The organism is Streptomyces sp. NPDC006372, assembly GCF_040612515.1.
Lineage (GTDB): Bacteria > Actinomycetota > Actinomycetes > Streptomycetales > Streptomycetaceae > Streptomyces.
In genome coordinates, this window is sequence record NZ_JBEXQJ010000017.1 from 148,262 (window position 1) to 166,824 (window position 18,563).

Consider the following 18,563-nt stretch of genomic DNA (forward strand, 5'->3'; position numbering starts at 1 on the left):
GGAGGAGGGCGGTGTTCGAGAAGGACGGGGTGAAAAAGGACGGGAGGGGAGGGGGTGCGGGGGTCAGGACCGGCTGGGCGCCGGTCCCGTGCTGGCCCGGACCGTCAGCTCGGGCGCGATCAGCACGACCTCGTCGCTGCCGCGCCCCGCCAGCTTGGCGACCAGGTGTTCCACGGCGTGCCGGCCCATCTCCTGCGCGGGGAGGGCGACCGAGGTGAGCCGCACCGAGGCCTGCGTCGCGACCTGGTCGGGGCAGATCGCGACCACCGACACGTCCTCCGGCACGGCCCGGCCCTGCTGCCGCAGCAGCGCGAGCAGCGGCTCGACCGCCGACTCGTTCTGCACGATGATCCCCGAGGTGTCCGGGCGTTCGTCGAGGATCCGGGCGAGGGTCACCGCCATCGCGTCGTACCCGCCCTCGCACGGCCGGTGCAGCAGCCGCACGCCCAGCTCCCGCGAACGGGACCGGAGCCCGTCGAGGGTGCGCTCGGCGAAGCCGGTGTGGCGTTCGTAGACGGCCGGGGCCTCCCCGATGACGGCGATGTCCTGGTGCCCCTGCTTCGCGAGGTGCTCCACACACAGCGCCCCCGTCGCCCTGAAGTCCAGATCGACGCAGGTCAGACCGGTGGTGTCGGCGGGCAGCCCGATCAGCACGGACGGCTGGTCCGTCGCACGCAGCAACGGCAGCCGCTCGTCGTCGAGTTCGACGTCCATCAGGATCATCCCGTCGGCGAGCCCGCTGCCCGCGACACGGCGCACCGCGTCGGGCCCCTCCTCACCGGTGAGCAGCAGCACGTCGTACCCGTGCGTGCGGGCGGAGGTCGCCACCGCGATGGCGATCTCCATCATCACGGGCACGTACATGTCCGTGCGCAGCGGGACCATCAGCGCGATGATGTTGGACCTGCTGCTGGCCAGGGCACGGGCCCCGGCGTTCGGGTGGTACCCGAGCTCGCGGATGCTCTGCTCGACCCGCTGCCGGGTGTTCGCGGAGATGGACCGCTTGCCGCTGAGGACATAGCTCACCGTGCTCGCCGAGACTCCGGCGTGCTGGGCGACCTCGGCGAGGGTGACCATCCAGCTCTCCAAGCTTTGTGAAGCGCTTCGACAATGCGCGTTGCTGATGCGGGCGGGTGAGGGTGGTTCGACAGTAGCTCCAGCGGGAGTGGGTGTCCATAGGTTGTCGAAGCGCTTCGATACCTATTTCCGCAAGGGGTGGCGCGCTCCGGATCGGCCCTGCGATGCAACACCGCCGTCAGACGCCCGACAAGTCCGGACGCACCCCGTCCCTTCGGCCGAACGGACGCGCGAGGACTGGTGGGGGCGTCCGGTTTCGGGTACCAACGATCCAGTAGCACTGGTCGGTAACGTACAGTCCTCAATAAACCTAGATGCGGCGAGGTGACCCTCATGTCCGCTTCCACCACTCCCTCATCCCGTCCCGCCGTCACCGAGCGGGAGGCACGTGAGGTGGCGGAGGCCGCCCGGGAACAGCACTGGCGCAAGCCCAGCTTCGCCAAGGAGCTGTTCCTCGGCCGCTTCCGGCTCGACCTCATCCACCCCCACCCCCTCCCTGCCGACGAGGCGGCCCAGCGCGGCGAGGAGTTCCTCGCCAAACTCCGCGACTTCGTCGAGACCAAGGTCGACGGGGCCCTCATCGAGCGCGAGGCCCGGATCCCCGACGAGGTGATCGACGGGCTGAAGGAGCTCGGCGCCTTCGGCATGAAGATCGACACCAAGTACGGCGGGCTCGGCCTCGGGCAGGTGTACTACAACAAGGCCCTCGGGCTGGTGGGCTCCGCCAGCCCCGCGATCGGCGTGCTGCTCTCCGCGCACCAGTCGATCGGGGTGCCGCAGCCGCTGAAGCTGTTCGGCACCCAGGAGCAGAAGGAGCGCTTCCTGCCGCGCTGCGCCCGCACGGACATCAGCGCCTTCCTGCTCACCGAGCCCGACGTCGGCTCCGACCCGGCCCGTCTCGCCACCACCGCCGTGCCCGACGGGGACGACTACGTCCTCGACGGGGTGAAGCTGTGGACCACCAACGGTGTCGTCGCCGACCTGCTGGTCGTCATGGCCCGGGTGCCGAAGAGCGAGGGCCACCGGGGCGGCATCACCGCCTTCGTCGTGGAGACCAACTCACCCGGGGTCACCGTCGAGAACCGCAACGCCTTCATGGGCCTGCGGGGCATCGAGAACGGCGTCACCCGCTTCCACCAGGTCCGCGTCCCCGCCGCCAACCGCGTCGGTGAGGAAGGCCAGGGCCTGAAGATCGCCCTGACCACGCTGAACACCGGGCGGCTCTCCCTGCCCGCCTCGTGCGTCGCGGCCGGCAAGTGGTGCCTGAAGATCGCCCGGGAGTGGTCGGCCGCCCGCGAGCAGTGGGGCAAGCCCGTCGCGCACCACGAGGCGGTCGGCTCCAAGATCTCCTTCATCGCCGCCACCACCTTCGCCCTGGAGGCCGTGACGGACCTGGCCTCGCAGATGGCCGACGAGGACCGCAACGACATCCGCATCGAAGGCGCCCTGGCCAAGCTGTACGCCTCCGAGATGGCCTGGACGATGGCCGACGAGCTCGTCCAGATCCGCGGCGGCCGCGGCTTCGAGACCGCCGATTCCCTCCGGGCCCGCGGCGAGCGCGGGGTCCCCGCCGAGCAGCTGCTGCGCGACCTGCGCATCAACCGCATCTTCGAGGGCTCCACCGAGATCATGCACCTCCTCATCGCCCGCGAGGCCGTCGACGCCCACCTGACGGTCGCGGGGGACCTCATCGACCCGGGGAAGTCCCTGGGCGACAAGGCCAAGGCCGGCGCGAACGCGGGCGCCTTCTACGCCAAGTGGCTCCCCAAACTGGTCGCGGGGCCCGGCCAGCTCCCCACCTCCTACGGCCAGTTCAAACACGGCGTGGACCTCTCCGGGCACCTGCGCTACGTCGAACGCACCGCCCGCAAGCTGGCCCGCTCCACCTTCTACGGCATGTCCCGCTGGCAGGGCCGGATGGAGTCCAAGCAGGGCTTCCTCGGCCGGATCGTCGACATCGGGGCCGAGCTGTTCGCCATGAGCGCGGCCTGTGTCCGTGCCGAACTCCTGCGCAGCCAGGGCGACCACGGACGCGAGGCCTACCAGCTCGCCGACGTCTTCTGCCGCCAGGCCCGGATCCGCATCGAGGAACTCTTCAACCGCCTGTGGGCCAACACCGACGACCTCGACCGCAAGGTCGTCAAGGGCGTCCTCTCCGGCACCTACGAGTGGCTGGAGCAGGGCATCGTCGACCCGTCGGGCGACGGCCCCTGGATCGCGGACGCGACGCCGGGACCGTCCCAGCGGGAGAACGTGCACCGGCCGATCCGATAACCCGGCCTCCATGGGGGCGCGAGCCGATCCGGCGCGCGCCCCCCCCCACGAAGGGGATGCGCTGTCCGCACACACGATGCTTACGGCAACAATGGAGGGATGAGCGACAGTCCAGCCCCACTCGCCGACCCGCACCTCGTCTACGACCCACTGGCGGGCGACGGCCCGAAGGACGTGGTGATCCTCGGCTCCACCGGGTCCATCGGCACCCAGGCCATCGACCTCGTGCTGCGCAACCCCGACCGCTTCCGGGTCACCGGCCTGTCCGCCAACGGCGGCCGGGTCGCCCTCCTCGCCGAGCAGGCCTACCGGCTGCGGGCGGGCACGGTGGCGGTCGCCCGCGAGGACGTCGTACCGGCCCTGCGCGAAGCGCTCACCGCGCAGTACGGCACGGGCGAGCCGCTCCCCGAGATCCTCGCCGGCCCGGAGGCGGCCACCCAGCTGGCGGCGTCCGACTGCCACACCGTCCTGAACGGCATCACGGGCTCCATCGGCCTCGCCCCGACCCTGGCCGCCCTGGAGGCGGGCCGCACCCTCGCGCTCGCCAACAAGGAATCGCTCATCGTGGGCGGCCCGCTGGTCAAGGCCCTCGCCAAGCCCGGGCAGATCATCCCGGTCGACTCCGAGCACGCCGCCCTCTTCCAGGCCCTGGCCGCCGGCACCCGCGCCGACGTCCGCAAGCTGGTCGTCACCGCCTCCGGCGGCCCCTTCCGCGGACGCACCAAGGCCGAACTCGCGAGCGTGACCGTCGAGGACGCCCTCGCCCACCCCACCTGGGCCATGGGGCCGGTCATCACGATCAACTCCGCGACCCTCGTCAACAAGGGCCTGGAGGTCATCGAGGCGCACCTCCTCTACGACATTCCCTTCGACCGCATTGAGGTGGTCGTGCATCCCCAGTCGTATGTCCACTCGATGGTTGAGTTCACGGATGGATCGACACTGGCCCAGGCGACCCCGCCCGACATGAGCGGGCCCATCGCCATCGGCATCGGCTGGCCCGAGCGCGTGCCCGACGCGGCGCCCGCCTTCGACTGGAGCAAGGCCACGACCTGGGAGTTCTTCCCGCTCGACAACGAGGCCTTCCCGTCGGTGAACCTCGCCCGGCACGTCGGCGAGCTCGCGGGCACCGCCCCGGCGGTGTTCAATGCGGCCAACGAGGAGTGCGTGGAGGCGTTCCGCCGGGGGGCACTGCCCTTCAACGGAATCATGGACACCGTCACGCGGGTCGTGCACGAGCACGGCACCCCACGCTCGGGAACCTCACTCACCGTGTCGGACGTCCTCGAAGCGGAGACCTGGGCGCGGACCCGGGCCCGGGAACTGGCGGCACAGACGGCGGAGGCCCGTGCATGACGACCCTGATGTTCATCCTCGGCATAGTCCTCTTCGCGGTCGGCCTGCTGTTCTCGATCGCGTGGCACGAGCTGGGACACCTGTCGTTCGCCAAGCTGTTCGGCATCCGCGTGCCGCAGTACATGGTCGGCTTCGGCCCGACGATCTGGTCACGCAAGAAGGGTGAGACCGAGTACGGCGTCAAGGCCATCCCGTTCGGCGGCTACATCCGCATGATCGGCATGTTCCCGCCCGGCCCCGACGGCCGGCTGGAGGCCCGCTCCACCTCACCATGGCGCGGCATGATCGAGGACGCCCGTTCCGCCGCCTACGAGGAACTCGGGCCGGGCGACGAGAAACGCATGTTCTACACGCGCGCGCCCTGGAAGCGCGTGATCGTGATGTTCGCGGGCCCCTTCATGAACCTGGTCCTGGCCGTGGCCCTGTTCCTCAGCATCCTGATGGGCTTCGGCATCACCCAGCAGACCAACACGGTCAGCTCGGTCTCCCAGTGCGTCATCGCCCAGAGCGAGAACCGCGACAAGTGCGAGAAGGGCGACGCGCCCTCCCCGGCCGCGGCCGCCGGCCTCAAGGCGGGCGACAAGATCGTCTCCTTCGACGGCGTGAAGACCGACGACTGGAACAAGCTGTCCGACCTCATCCGCGCCACCCCCGGCAAGGAGGTGCCGATCGTCGTCGAGCGCAAGGGCCAGGACGTCACCCTGCACGCGAAGATCGCCACCAACCAGGTCGCCAAGAAGGACTCCGGCGGACAGATCGTCCAGGGCCAGTACGTCCAGGCCGGCTTCCTCGGCTTCAGCGCCGCCACGGGCGTGGTCAAGCAGGACTTCGGCGAGTCCGTGACCTGGATGGGAGACCGGATCGGCGATGCCGTCGACTCCCTCGCCGACCTCCCCGGCAAGATCCCGGCCCTGTGGAACGCGGCCTTCGACGGCGCCCCGCGCGAGGCCGACTCCCCGATGGGCGTGGTCGGCGCGGCCCGCGTCGGCGGCGAGATCTTCACGCTGGACATCCCGCCGACCCAGCAGCTGGCCATGGCCCTCATGCTGGTCGCCGGCTTCAACCTCTCCCTGTTCCTCTTCAACATGCTCCCGCTGCTGCCGCTCGACGGCGGCCACATCGCGGGCGCCCTGTGGGAGTCGCTGCGCCGCAACATCGCCAAGGTGCTGCGCCGGCCGGACCCGGGCCCCTTCGACGTGGCGAAGCTCATGCCGGTGGCGTACGTGGTCGCCGGGATCTTCATCTGCTTCACGATCCTGGTGCTGATCGCGGACGTGGTGAACCCGGTGAGAATCTCCTAGTCACAAGGAGTCCGAGGCGGCCCGGCACCATGGGGGTCCCCCCGCTCGAGCGAAGCCGAGAGCGGGGGAGTGCCGGGCCGCCTCCCCTTGGGTGGGAATGCGGGCGGGATGTGCCCGGGCCGAGGCACGTGCCGTAATCTCGGAGCTCGGAGCCCGCTGCTCACGGGACCGGACCTTGATCCACGACTTGGGGTTGCACAGCAGATGACTGCGATTTCTCTCGGCATGCCGTCCGTACCGACCAAGCTCGCCGAGCGCCGGAAGAGCCGGCAGATCCAGGTCGGGCCCGTGGCGGTCGGCGGAGACGCCCCCGTCTCGGTGCAGTCGATGACGACGACCCGCACCTCCGACATCGGCGCGACCCTCCAGCAGATCGCCGAACTCACCGCCTCCGGCTGCCAGATCGTCCGCGTCGCCTGCCCGACGCAGGACGACGCCGACGCCCTCGCGACCATCGCCCGCAAGTCGCAGATCCCGGTCATCGCCGACATCCACTTCCAGCCCAAGTACGTCTTCGCCGCGATCGAGGCGGGCTGCGCCGCGGTCCGGGTCAACCCGGGCAACATCAAGCAGTTCGACGACAAGGTCAAGGAGATCGCCAAGGCGGCCCGCGACCACGGCACCCCGATCCGCATCGGCGTCAACGCCGGCTCCCTCGACCGGCGCCTCCTCCAGAAGTACGGCAAGGCCACCCCCGAGGCCCTGGTCGAGTCGGCCCTGTGGGAGGCGTCCCTCTTCGAGGAGCACGACTTCCGGGACATCAAGATCTCCGTCAAGCACAACGACCCGGTCGTGATGATCGAGGCCTACAAGCAGCTCGCCGCGCAGTGCGACTACCCGCTGCACCTCGGCGTGACGGAGGCGGGCCCGGCCTTCCAGGGCACGATCAAGTCGGCGGTCGCCTTCGGCGCGCTCCTCTCCCAGGGCATCGGCGACACCATCCGCGTCTCCCTCTCCGCGCCCCCCGCGGAGGAGGTCAAGGTCGGCATCCAGATCCTGGAGTCCCTGAACCTCAAGGAGCGCGGCCTCGAGATCGTCTCCTGCCCCTCCTGCGGCCGCGCCCAGGTCGACGTCTACAAGCTCGCCGAAGAGGTCACCGCCGGCCTCACCGGCATGGACGTCCCCCTCCGCGTCGCCGTCATGGGCTGCGTCGTCAACGGCCCCGGCGAGGCCCGCGAGGCCGACCTCGGCGTCGCCTCCGGCAACGGCAAGGGCCAGATCTTCGTCAAGGGCGAGGTCATCAAGACCGTCCCCGAGTCGAAGATCGTGGAGACCCTCATCGAGGAGGCCATGAAGCTGGCCGAGCAGATGGAGAAGGACGGCGTGACCTCGGGCGAACCTTCGGTCGCGGTGGCGGGCTGAGCCTTCGCCTTTTCCACGCCATGGGCGGCGGCGGGCGTTTTTTGGGGCGCGGGGAACTGCGCGATCAGCCACAGACCATCCGCAGTCGCCCGCCGGCCAGTACGCCCGAGCTCCGAGGCGCCCCGCACAAACAGCGCAGCTATAGTGCGGGGATCAGCCGACCCCAGTGTGTGAGGCCCCGCACGTGTTGACGCAGACCACCTCCCGGGTCCTCGAACCGGGCGACCTGGACGCCGCGCTCGCCATACTCGACCGCGAGCCGGTCGCGAACGCCTTCGTGGCGTCGCGGGTGCAGATCGCCGGTCTCGACCCGTGGCGGCTCGGCGGAGAAATGTGGGGCTGGTACGAGGACGGCATGCTGACGTCCCTGTGCTACGCCGGTGCCAACCTCGTCCCGATCTGCGCCACTGAGCGCGCCGTGCGCGCCTTCGCCGACCGCGCCCGCCGGGCCGGCCGCCGCTGTTCCTCCATCGTCGGCCCCGCCGAGTCCACCGCCGACCTGTGGCGGCTGCTGGAACCCCAGTGGGGCCCGGCCCGCGAAGTCCGCCGTCACCAGCCGCTCATGGTCGCCGACCGGCTGCCGGACGCCGTCGCCCCCGACCCCTACCTCCGCCGCGTCCGCAAGGACGAGCTGGAGAAGATCATGCCGGCGTGCGTCGCCATGTTCACCGAAGAGGTCGGCGTCTCCCCACTGGCCGGTGACGGCGGCCTCCTCTACCAGGCCCGGGTCGCCGAACTCGTCGGCTCCGGCCGGGCCTTCGCCCGCTTCGACGCGGACGGCAAAGTCGTCTTCAAGGCCGAGATCGGCGCCGCGACGGACCGCGCCTGCCAGATCCAGGGCGTATGGGTGGCCCCCGAGTACCGCGGCACGGGCCTGGCCGCCCCCGGTATGGCGGCCGTGCTGCGCTACGCCCTGGCCGACGTCGCCCCGGTCGCCAGCCTGTACGTCAACGACTTCAACACAGCGGCCCGCAGGGCGTACCAGAGGGTGGGCTTCCAAGAGGTCGGGGCGTTCATGAGCGTGCTGTTCTGAAACGCCCCCCGAAGGGGCGCGGGGAACTGCGCGATCAGCCACATTGATCCCGCGCCCGGCAACGAACTGGGGCCCCCTGTAGGCTCCCCGCATGGACCTCGTGATCGGCCCACTCGACCTCCCCGCCCACGTCGACGAGGCCCTGGCCGTCCAAGCCGTAGCCTTCGGTCTCGGCCCCGACGAAGTCGCAGTCCGCCGCCAGATCGTCCTCCGCCACATGACCTACCCGGGGGCGAGGGCCCTCGGCGCCACCGCCGGCGGCAACCTCGTCGGATTCGTCTACGGCATGCCCAACGACCGCACCCACTGGTGGTCCACCGTCGTGGAGCCGTACCTCAGAGCCAACCGCCACGACGACTGGCTGGACGACTCCTTCGTGATCACCGAACTCCACGTCCACCCCGGCCACCAGAACCGCGGCATCGGCCGCTCCCTGATCACCACGATCACCGACGGCGCCGCCGAACCCCGTTCGATCCTCTCCGCGATCGACACCGAGAGCCCCGCCCGCGCCCTCTACCGCTCCCTCGGCTACCAGGACCTCGCCCGCCAGGTCCTCTTCCCGAGCGCCCCGAAGCCGTACGCCGTGATGGGCGCTCCGCTCCCGCTGCTGCGCCGTTAACGGATTTCCACCGCCCCCCGCCCCCCGGCTAACCTCCTGCCATCACCCACACGTAGCAGGAGCAGAAGAACCATGGCGAACGCACCGGTCCAGCGCATGTCCCAGTTGTTGGCGAAGACGTTGCGCGACGACCCGGCGGACGCCGAGGTCCTCAGCCACAAGCTCCTCGTCCGCGCCGGGTACGTCCGCCGTACCGCCGCCGGCATCTGGAGCTGGCTGCCCCTCGGCAAGAAGGTTCTGGCCAACGTCGAGCGGATCGTCCGCGAGGAGATGGACGCCGTCGGCGCCCAGGAGGTCCTGCTCCCCGCCATCCTGCCGCGCGAGCCCTACGAGGCCACCGGCCGCTGGGAGGAGTACGGCCCCGAGCTGTTCCGCCTCCAGGACCGCAAGGGCGGCGACTACCTCCTCGGCCCCACCCACGAGGAGATCTTCACCCTGCTGGTGAAGGACCAGGCGTCCTCCTACAAGGACCTGCCGGTGATCCTCTACCAGATCCAGAACAAGTACCGTGACGAGGCCCGCCCCCGCGCCGGCATCCTGCGCGGCCGCGAGTTCCTCATGAAGGACTCCTACTCCTTCGACACCGAGGACGAGGGCCTCGCCAAGTCCTACGCCCTGCACCGCGAGGCCTACCAGAAGATCTTCGCGCGCCTCGGCCTCGACTACCGCATCTGCGCGGCGACCGCGGGCGCCATGGGCGGGTCCAAGTCCGAGGAGTTCCTCGCCCCCGCCGAGGCCGGCGAGGACACCTTCGCCGACTGCCCGAACTGCGACTTCGCGGCCAACACCGAGGCGATCACCTACGAGCTGAAGCCCGTCGACGCCTCCGGCGTGCCGGCCGCCGAGGACATCCCGACCCCCGACACCCCGACCATCGAGACCCTCGCCGCCCACCTCGGCGTCCCGGCCTCGGCCACGCTGAAGAACCTCCTCGTGAAGGTCGACGGCGAGATCGTCGCCGTCGGCGTCCCCGGCGACCGCGAGGTCGACATGGACAAGGTCGAGGCGCACTTCGCCCCGGCCACCGTCGAGCTGGTCACCGAGACCGACTTCGCGGCCCGCCCCGACCTGGTCCGCGGCTACGTCGGACCGCAGGGCCTGGACAAGGTCACGTACATCGCCGACCCGCGCGTGGCACCCGGCACGGCGTGGATCACCGGCGCCAACAAGCCGGGCACGCACACCAAGAACGTCGTCGCGGGCCGTGACTTCGAGGTCGACCGGTACGTCGACGTCGTGGTCGTGCAGGAGGGCGACCCCTGCCCGAAGTGCGGCACCGGCCTCGTGCTCGACCGGGCCATCGAGATCGGCCACATCTTCCAGCTGGGCCGCAAGTACGCCGACGCCCTCAAGCTCGACGTCCTCGGCCAGAACGGCAAGCCGGTCCGCGTCACCATGGGCTCCTACGGCATCGGCGTCTCCCGCGCGGTGGCCGCCCTGGCCGAGCAGAGCGCCGACGACAAGGGACTGTGCTGGCCCAAGGAGGTCGCCCCGGCCGACGTCCACGTGGTCGCCGCCGGCAAGGCCCTCCAGACCGAACTGGCCCTCGACATCTCCGGGAAGCTGGCCGCGGCCGGTGTCCGCGTCCTGGTCGACGACCGGGCCGGTGTCTCCCCGGGCGTCAAGTTCACCGACTCCGAGCTGATCGGCGTCCCGCAGATCCTGGTGGCCGGGCGGCGCGCGGCCGACGGCGTGCTGGAACTGAAGGACCGCCGCACCGGCGAGCGCGAGGAACTGACGATCGAGGAGGCCGTCGCCCGCCTCACGGCGTAGCCCTGCGGGGACGCTGCCGCGGACCCCGGCTTGCCCGGCCGTCGGTGTGAGGCGGGGTGCCCGTCCCGCGGACCTGTCCCGCTCGCGGGGTGGTGAGGGCGGCTGTCACGGGACCCTCCCTCCGGCTCCCGGTGTGGGGTCCGCGCGGGCCGTCGGGGCGCGTCCGGCCCCCGGTGTGGTGTTCGGGGGTCGCCGTCGGGGCGCGTCCAGCCCGCGGTGCGATGGCGTAGGAGCCCATAGCGCCCGAGCGCGACCGGCTCACGCATGCGTGGCCCCCGGGGCCGCTACCGCGCGGGCCCGGCCCGTTCCCCGGGCAGGTCTCTCCCGCGCGGCGGCCCCAGGCCCGTGTCCCGTACCGGTCCGCGCGTGAGTGCCACCCCGGCCGCAGCGCTCAGAGCCAGCTCGCGAACTCCAGGAGCAGCTCCGCGTCCCGCGGCCGCCCTACCCGTCGAGCCCGCACGCCCGACTCCACGGCCCGGAACAGCGTCCACCCCCGCAGCCGTTCCTGGTCCACGTCGAGCGACTCCGCGAGCCGTTTGACCCGCCGCCGGGTCGTCGCGGCACCGGACGGCTGGGCGATCAGGTCCTCCACCCGGTCACGGACCAGGCGGGCCAGGTCGAACGCCGGCTCGCCGACCACCGGGTCGGGGCCCACGGCGAGCCACGGCATACGTTCCCCGGACAACACCTTGCTCTGCCGGAACGTGCCGTGCAGCAGCCGGTGGTCGGGCGGCGCGGCCAGCAGCTCCGTACGTGCCCCGAGCGCAAGGTCGACGAGCTGGGCCACCTCCGAGTCGGCCCGCGCGCTCGCCCGCATGGCCTCGGCCTGACGCCCGGTCCGCTCGGCCACGGTCTCGAAGGGGAAGTCGGCGGGCGGCTCGACCCACAGCCGCCGCAACGTCCCCGCCGCCTCCAGCAGCGCCTTCGCCTCCGGCAGCGACCGCACCGACACATCCGGATGCAGCCGCTCCAGCAACAGCACCCCCTCGGCCGACGGGGAAGGCCGGGGAGGCTCCAGCAGCTGAACAGCGCCCCGCCCGCCCCAGTGCGCGAGTGCGGCCCGTTCCGCCCCGGGCCGGGCCCGGCCCGGCGCCAGCTTGAGCACGGCGGGCGTCCCGTCGGCCCTGCGCACCAGCACGACCAGGCTGCTGCGCCCGCCGGGCACCTGCACCCGCTCCACGGTCAACTCGCGCAGCGCGACGGCCTGCCCCGCCGTCTCGGGCAGCTTCTCCAGCCAGCCGTCACCGTCGGGGGTCGTCTCACCGAGCGCCCTGACCAGACGCGTCGGCGGTTCGAAAACCATGCGCGAGTCGTTCCCTTCGTGCTGTCCGCGGTGCGTGCCCGCCCCTGCGCGTCACGCCGTCGGCGCCGCCCGAGGCGGAGCCGTGTCCGCCCGCTCGACGAGCCCAGGGAAGGCTACGCTCTCGCCGCGCCAGCGCACCGCCCGCACCGCCGCCTCCCGCAGCGCCGCGGCGGCCAGGGCCCGCCGCGGGCCGCCCGCCGCGCGCACCAGGTCCGAGTACACCCCGGCCACCCGGTCCTCCAGTTCGGCGGCGAACCGCACGGCCGCCGCCGCGTCCGGCACCGGGAACGGCAGCGCGTACCCGGCGGACGCCGCGACGGGCCTGCCCCCCAGGTCCTTGACCTCACGCACCAGCGCATCCCGGCGCGCCCGGTGCGCGTCGTACGCCGTCCGTGCCTCGGCGCGCCGCCTGTCACCGATCCGCCCGCCGACGACGCCGTATCCGTACACCGCGGCGTGCTCGGCCGCCAGCGCCGCCTGGAGGGCCCGCAGCTCCCGGTCCTTCGCCTGGCTCACGCGCCACCCTCCGTCAGCAGATACACATGGGCCGCCCCGGCCGCCGACACCGAGGCCAGCAGCCGCGCCAGCTCGCCCGGCACGTCGAGCAGCGTCCTGGCCCGCCGGTCGGCCAGCTCCCGCTCCGCCGCAGCCAGCACCGCGAGTGCGTCCTTGTCGTTCCCCGGCACGGCAGCGGCCGAAGAGGAAGCGGGAGAAGCGGGAGAAGCGGAAGGGGAGGACGGGGCAGAAGAGGCAGAGGGGGCTGTGGAGGACGGCGCCTTCCGGCGGTCCTCTCCGAAGACGCGCGCATGCCGCGCGGCCTCCTCACGCAGCGGCCGCAGCAGCCCCGCCAGCGCCGGACGGGCGGCGATCACCGCGTCGTACCGCTCCACCAGCCCCTCGCTGTCCCGCGCCGCACGCGCGCGTGCCCGGCGTTCGGCGGCCGACCGGCCGTCGCTTCCGCCACCGGGGTCCTCGGATCCGGCGGTGCAGCCCGCCAGGGCGAGTGCCGTCGAGCCGACGGCGAGCAGACTCCTTCTGCGCGGCCCCGAACGGGCGCGCGGAGATGAGGGGAACGGCACGTCAGACGTCCTCAGGGTGCTCGAACGAGAAGGAAGCGACTCTCAGGGCTGCACGCCCGTGATCACGGTACCCGGGCTCCGGCCCGGGACCACTCAGCGGCACCGTTCGTCACCGGGTGGACGGCAACACCCCCCGCGACCGGATACCCTTTGACCAGACACGCGCCCCATCCCACAACAGCACACGCGGCCGAGGAGTCACCCGGATGAGCACCACCCAGAGCGAGAGGCTGCGAGAGCTACTGGAACCGCTCGTCAGCTCCCAGGGCCTGGATCTCGAGGAGATCGAGGTGGACTCCGTCGGACGCAAGCGTGTGCTGCGCGTCGTCGTCGACTCGGACACGGGCGCCGACCTGGACCGGATCGCCGATGTGAGCCGCGCGCTCTCGGCGAAGCTCGACGAGACGGACGCGATGGGCGAGGGGGAGTACACCCTCGAGGTCGGCACCCCGGGCGCGGAGCGCCTCCTCACCGAACAGCGGCACTACGTCCGCGCCACGGACCGGCTGGTGAAGTTCCAGCTGGCCGAGGGCGGCGAGCTGGTCGCCAGGATCCTGAAGGTCGACGACGAGGGCGTCGACACCGAGGTGCCCGGGGTGAAGGGGCGCAAGGCCACCGCGCGCAGACTCGCCTTCGACGACATCGTCCGGGCGCGCGTCCAGGTCGAGTTCGCCCGCAAGGACAACAAGGACAACAAGAAGGAAGAGGAGGCGTAGCCGTGGACATCGACATGAGCGCCCTGCGGGGCTTGGTTCGGGAGAAGGAGATCTCCTTCGACCTGCTGGTCGAGGCGATCGAATCGGCCCTCCTCATCGCCTATCACCGCACCGAGGGAAGCCGCCGTCACGCGCGCGTGGAGCTCAACCGGGAGACCGGCCATGTGACCGTGTGGGCGAAGGAGGACCCCGACGACCTCGAGGAGGGCCAGGAGGCCCGCGAGTTCGACGACACCCCCACCGGGTTCGGCCGTATCGCCGCCACCACGGCCAAGCAGGTCATCCTGCAGCGCCTGCGCGACGCCGAGGACGACGCGACGCTCGGCGAGTACGCCGGCCGTGAGGGCGACATCGTCACCGGCGTGGTCCAGCAGGGCCGCGATCCGAAGAACGTGCTCGTGGACATCGGCAAGCTCGAGGCCATCCTGCCGGTGCAGGAGCAGGTGCCGGGCGAGACGTACGGGCACGGCATGCGGCTGCGGTCGTACGTCGTCCGGGTGGCCAAGGGTGTCCGTGGCCCGTCCGTGACGCTCTCCCGGACGCACCCCAACCTGGTGAAGAAGCTCTTCGCCCTGGAGGTGCCGGAGATCGCCGACGGGTCGGTGGAGATCTCCGCGATCGCCCGTGAGGCCGGCCACCGCACGAAGATCGCCGTACGGTCCACCCGGTCCGGCCTGAACGCCAAGGGCGCCTGCATCGGCCCCATGGGCGGCCGGGTGCGCAACGTGATGGGCGAGCTGAACGGTGAGAAGATCGACATCGTCGACTGGTCGGAGGACCCGGCCGAGATGGTGGCGAACGCGCTGTCGCCGGCCCGGGTCTCCAAGGTGGAGATCGTGGACATGGCGACCCGGTCGGCCCGTGTCACGGTCCCCGACTACCAGCTGTCCCTGGCCATCGGCAAGGAGGGGCAGAACGCCCGCCTCGCCGCCCGTCTGACCGGCTGGCGGATCGACATCCGCCCGGACACGGAACCGGCCGGGGAACAGGCCGGGGAGCGGGCCGGGGAATAGATCCAAGCCGCGCGCCGTTCAGATCACGACAGGTTTGGGCGCGGCAACTGTTCGAATCCTGCCCCAAAGGGGTGAGGGGCGTACGGGGAGGTAGACTTAACTGTGTCTGGCCGGACGCGCGCCCGCGCATGCCCTGAACGCACCTGTGTGGGGTGTCGGGAGCGAGCGGTCAAGGCCGATCTGTTGCGGATCGTAGCGATCAAGGACGCATGCGTTCCTGATCCACGCGGTACGCTGCCCGGCCGGGGTGCGTACGTACACCCCTCCCCGGTCTGTCTCGACCAGGCGGTACGCCGCCGGGCGTTCACGAGGGCACTGCGCGCCCCGGGAGCGCTCGACACAAAGGCGTTGCGCCGGTACGTCGAGCAGACGACAGTTGCCGAGCAGGCAACACGGTAAGAACGTGCCGCACGAAACCCCGTGCGGTCTAGGTACCTCGCGAGTCGAAAGCAGGTCGAGATTGCGATGAGCACTCGATGAGTACGCGATGAGTACGCCCATGAACTAGCGACGGTCCGGCTTCACCCGGACCTCAAAGGAGCGAAGTGGCTAAGGTCCGGGTCTACGAACTCGCCAAGGAGTTCGGTGTCGAGAGCAAGGTCGTCATGGCCAAGCTCCAGGAGCTCGGTGAATTCGTCCGTTCGGCGTCTTCGACCATCGAAGCGCCCGTGGTACGCAAGCTGACTGACGCCTTCCAGCAGGGCGGTGGCAACGGCAGGTCCGCCGCGAAGCCCGCAGCCCCCAAGAAGGCCGCCCCCCGTCCCGCCGCGCCTTCTCCGGCGCAGGCTGGGGGCACCTCCCACGGCGTTAAGCCAGGGGGGGAACGTCCGGCCGCGCCCAAGCCGCCGGCCGCACCCACTCCCAAGCCTGCGGCCCAGCAGCCGTCGGCCCCGTCGGCGCCCGCGCCGGCTCCGGGTCCGCGTCCGACGCCGGGCCCCAAGCCCGCGCCGCGTCCGGCTCCGGCCGCGCCCGAGTTCCAGGCGCCGCCCTCGACGCCGTCTCCGGCCGCGCCGAAGCCCGGCGCGCGTCCCGGTGCCCCCAAGCCCGGTGGCCGTCCCTCCGGCGGTCCGGGCCAGGACCGTGGCGGTCAGGGCCAGCGTCCTGGTGGCCAGGGCCCGCGTCCCGGCGCCCCGGCGCCGCGTCAGGGCGGTCGTCCGGCCGGTCCGCGTCCCGGTAACAACCCCTTCACCTCGGGTGGCTCCACCGGTATGGCGCGCCCGCAGGCGCCCCGTCCGCAGGGTGGCCGTCCCGGCCCCGGTGGTCCCGGCGGCGGCGGTCCCCGTCCCCAGGCGCCCGGCGCCCAGGGTGGCGGTCCGCGTCCGCAGGCTCCGGGCGGCAACCGTCCGAACCCGGGTTCGATGCCGCGTCCGCAGGGCGGCGGCCCGCGTCCCGGCGGCGGTTCCGCCGGTCCTCGTCCGAACCCCGGCATGATGCCGCAGCGTCCCGCTGCCGGTCCGCGTCCCGGCCCTGGTGGCGGCGGTCGTGGTCCGGGTGGTGCGGGTCGTCCCGGCGGTGGCGGTCGTCCCGGTGGCGGCGGCTTCGCCGGCCGTCCCGGAGGCGGCGGTGGCGCCGGTCGTCCGGGTGGCGGCGGCGGTTTCGCCGGTCGTCCCGGCGGTGGCGGCGGCTTCGGTGGCGGCGGTGGCCGTCCCGGCTTCGGCGGTCGTCCCGGCGGTCCCGGTGGCCGTGGTGGCACGCAGGGTGCGTTCGGCCGTCCCGGCGGTCCCGCGCGTCGTGGCCGCAAGTCGAAGCGGCAGAGGCGCCAGGAGTACGAGGCCATGCAGGCCCCGTCGGTCGGCGGTGTGATGCTGCCTCGCGGCAACGGCGAGACCGTTCGCCTGTCGCGCGGTGCCTCGCTCACCGACTTCGCTGAGAAGATCAACGCCAACCCGGCGTCGCTCGTCGCGGTCATGATGAACCTCGGCGAGATGGTCACGGCCACGCAGTCCGTCTCCGACGAGACGCTGCAGCTCCTCGCCGACGAGATGAACTACACGGTTCAGATCGTCAGCCCGGAGGAGGAGGACCGCGAGCTCCTCGAGTCCTTCGACATCGAGTTCGGCGAGGACGAGGGCGACGAGGAGGACCTGATGGTCCGCCCGCCGGTCGTCACCGTCATGGGTCACGTCGACCACGGTAAGACCCGGCTCCTCGACGCCATCCGCAAGACGAACGTCATCGCGGGCGAGGCCGGCGGCATCACCCAGCACATCGGTGCCTACCAGGTCGCGACCGAGGTCAACGAAGAAGAGCGCAAGATCACCTTCATCGACACCCCGGGTCACGAGGCGTTCACCGCCATGCGTGCCCGTGGTGCGCGGTCGACGGACATCGCGATCCTGGTCGTCGCGGCCAACGACGGCGTCATGCCGCAGACGGTCGAGGCGCTCAACCACGCCAAGGCGGCCGAGGTCCCGATCGTCGTCGCGGTCAACAAGATCGACGTCGAGGGCGCCGACCCGACCAAGGTGCGCGGTCAGCTGACCGAGTACGGCCTGGTGGCCGAGGAGTACGGCGGCGACACGATGTTCGTCGACATCTCCGCCAAGCAGGGTCTGCACATCGACTCCCTGCTGGAGGCCGTGATCCTCACGGCCGACGCCTCGCTCGACCTGCGGGCCAACCCGAACCAGGACGCGCAGGGCATCTCGATCGAGTCCCGCCTCGACCGCGGCCGTGGCGCCGTGTCGACGGTCCTCGTCCAGCGCGGCACGCTGCGGGTCGGCGACACCATGGTGGTCGGCGACGCGTACGGCCGAGTCCGGGCGATGCACGACGACAACGGCAACAGCGTGGCCGAGGCCGGCCCGTCGACGCCGGTTCAGGTCCTCGGCCTGACCAACGTCCCGGGTGCGGGCGACAACTTCCTGGTGGTGGACGAGGACCGTACGGCCCGTCAGATCGCCGAGAAGCGCGCCGCCCGTGAGCGCAACGCCGCGTTCGCCAAGCGCACGCGCCGCGTGTCGCTGGAGGACCTGGACAAGGTGCTGAAGGCCGGCGAGGTCCAGCAGCTGAACCTGATCATCAAGGGTGACGCTTCCGGATCCGTCGAGGCGCTCGAGTCCTCGCTGCTCCAGCTGGACGTCGGCGAAGAGGTCGACATCCGCGTCCTGCACCGTGGTGTCGGTGCGGTCACGGAGTCCGACATCGACCTGGCCATGGGCTCCGACGCCATCGTCATCGGCTTCAACGTGCGCGCCGCCGGGCGTGCGCAGCAGATGGCCGAGCGCGAGGGTGTCGACGTCCGGTACTACTCGGTCATCTACCAGGCGATCGAGGAGATCGAGGCGGCCCTCAAGGGCATGCTCAAGCCGGAGTTCGAGGAGGTCGAGCTCGGTACGGCGGAGATCCGCGAGGTCTTCAAGTCGTCCAAGCTGGGCAACATCGCGGGTGTTCTCATCCGCTCCGGCGAGGTCAGGCGGAACACCAAGGCCCGCCTGCTGCGCGACGGCAAGGTCGTCGCGGAGAACCTCAACATCGAGGGCCTGCGTCGCTTCAAGGACGACGTCACCGAGATCCGCGAAGGGTTCGAGGGCGGTATCAACCTCGGCAACTTCAACGACATCAAGGTCGACGACGTCATCGCGACGTACGAGATGCGCGAGAAGCCGCGGGTGTAACCCACGGTTCCCCGGTCGGCCGACGCGGCACCCACCG

Annotated in this window: 15 protein-coding genes; 11 read left to right on the forward strand and 4 right to left on the reverse strand. The window is 71.4% G+C overall.

Annotated features, from left to right (window positions below; genetic code table 11):
* Positions 1 to 63 precede the first annotated feature (63 nt).
* A complete protein-coding gene (locus ABZ016_RS24420; RefSeq protein ID WP_356918782.1) occupies positions 64 to 1,077 on the reverse strand; it encodes a LacI family DNA-binding transcriptional regulator in 1,014 nt (337 codons plus the stop codon).
* Between the two features lie 333 nt (positions 1,078 to 1,410).
* Between ABZ016_RS24420 and ABZ016_RS24425 the strand changes: the two genes are divergently transcribed.
* The 7 genes from ABZ016_RS24425 to ABZ016_RS24455 all read left to right on the forward strand — a co-directional run bounded on the left by ABZ016_RS24425 (position 1,411) and on the right by ABZ016_RS24455 (position 10,798).
* Positions 1,411 to 3,351 (forward strand): acyl-CoA dehydrogenase family protein, encoded by a 1,941-nt coding sequence (locus ABZ016_RS24425; protein WP_356918783.1) that lies wholly within the window; start codon positions 1,411 to 1,413, stop codon positions 3,349 to 3,351.
* 99 nt (positions 3,352 to 3,450) lie between these two features.
* Positions 3,451 to 4,707, forward strand: a complete 1,257-nt coding sequence (gene dxr / locus ABZ016_RS24430; RefSeq protein WP_356918784.1) for a 1-deoxy-D-xylulose-5-phosphate reductoisomerase — start codon at positions 3,451 to 3,453, stop codon at positions 4,705 to 4,707.
* A gap of 8 nt (positions 4,708 to 4,715) precedes the next feature.
* Entirely contained in the window at positions 4,716 to 6,008 is a 1,293-nt protein-coding gene (locus ABZ016_RS24435) for a site-2 protease family protein (RefSeq protein WP_356918800.1), read from the forward strand.
* Between the two features lie 204 nt (positions 6,009 to 6,212).
* Positions 6,213 to 7,370 (forward strand): flavodoxin-dependent (E)-4-hydroxy-3-methylbut-2-enyl-diphosphate synthase, encoded by a 1,158-nt coding sequence (gene ispG, locus ABZ016_RS24440; protein WP_356918785.1) that lies wholly within the window; start codon positions 6,213 to 6,215, stop codon positions 7,368 to 7,370.
* A gap of 184 nt (positions 7,371 to 7,554) precedes the next feature.
* The gene (locus ABZ016_RS24445; protein WP_356918786.1) at positions 7,555 to 8,403 is read left to right on the forward strand and encodes a GNAT family N-acetyltransferase; all 849 of its coding nucleotides are present in this window, start codon (positions 7,555 to 7,557) and stop codon (positions 8,401 to 8,403) included.
* 91 nt (positions 8,404 to 8,494) lie between these two features.
* Entirely contained in the window at positions 8,495 to 9,025 is a 531-nt protein-coding gene (locus ABZ016_RS24450) for a GNAT family N-acetyltransferase (RefSeq protein WP_356918787.1), read from the forward strand.
* Between the two features lie 72 nt (positions 9,026 to 9,097).
* Positions 9,098 to 10,798: a proline--tRNA ligase gene (locus tag ABZ016_RS24455; protein WP_356918788.1), complete on the forward strand. Its 1,701-nt coding sequence runs from the start codon at positions 9,098 to 9,100 to the stop codon at positions 10,796 to 10,798.
* A 391-nt stretch (positions 10,799 to 11,189) separates the two neighbouring features.
* Here the strand turns inward: ABZ016_RS24455 and ABZ016_RS24460 are convergent, their stop codons facing one another.
* The 3 genes from ABZ016_RS24460 to ABZ016_RS24470 are packed head-to-tail and all read right to left on the reverse strand — an operon-like array spanning position 11,190 to position 13,180.
* Positions 11,190 to 12,101 carry an aminoglycoside phosphotransferase family protein gene (locus ABZ016_RS24460; protein ID WP_356918789.1) on the reverse strand — a complete coding sequence of 304 codons (912 nt, stop codon included), beginning with the start codon at positions 12,099 to 12,101 and terminating at the stop codon, positions 11,190 to 11,192.
* Between the two features lie 51 nt (positions 12,102 to 12,152).
* On the reverse strand, positions 12,153 to 12,617 hold the full coding sequence (locus ABZ016_RS24465; RefSeq protein WP_356918790.1) for a ferritin-like domain-containing protein: 465 nt from the start codon (positions 12,615 to 12,617) through the stop codon (positions 12,153 to 12,155).
* Positions 12,614 to 13,180, reverse strand: coding sequence for a hypothetical protein (locus tag ABZ016_RS24470; RefSeq protein WP_356918791.1), 567 nt, complete (start codon positions 13,178 to 13,180; stop codon positions 12,614 to 12,616). The genes ABZ016_RS24465 and ABZ016_RS24470 overlap by 4 nt, the downstream gene beginning before the upstream one ends.
* Positions 13,181 to 13,386: 206 nt before the next feature.
* Between ABZ016_RS24470 and rimP the strand changes: the two genes are divergently transcribed.
* The 4 genes from rimP to infB all read left to right on the forward strand — a co-directional run bounded on the left by rimP (position 13,387) and on the right by infB (position 18,526).
* Complete coding sequence (gene rimP, locus ABZ016_RS24475; RefSeq protein WP_356918792.1) at positions 13,387 to 13,896, forward strand: ribosome maturation factor RimP; 510 nt, start codon at positions 13,387 to 13,389, stop codon at positions 13,894 to 13,896.
* A 2-nt stretch (positions 13,897 to 13,898) separates the two neighbouring features.
* On the forward strand, positions 13,899 to 14,909 hold the full coding sequence (gene nusA, locus ABZ016_RS24480) for a transcription termination factor NusA (protein WP_356918793.1): 1,011 nt from the start codon (positions 13,899 to 13,901) through the stop codon (positions 14,907 to 14,909).
* A 102-nt stretch (positions 14,910 to 15,011) separates the two neighbouring features.
* The gene (locus ABZ016_RS24485) at positions 15,012 to 15,308 is read left to right on the forward strand and encodes a YlxR family protein (protein ID WP_356918794.1); all 297 of its coding nucleotides are present in this window, start codon (positions 15,012 to 15,014) and stop codon (positions 15,306 to 15,308) included.
* Positions 15,309 to 15,454: 146 nt separating this feature from the next.
* Positions 15,455 to 18,526 carry a translation initiation factor IF-2 gene (infB, locus tag ABZ016_RS24490; RefSeq protein WP_356918795.1) on the forward strand — a complete coding sequence of 1,024 codons (3,072 nt, stop codon included), beginning with the start codon at positions 15,455 to 15,457 and terminating at the stop codon, positions 18,524 to 18,526.
* Positions 18,527 to 18,563 lie beyond the last annotated feature (37 nt).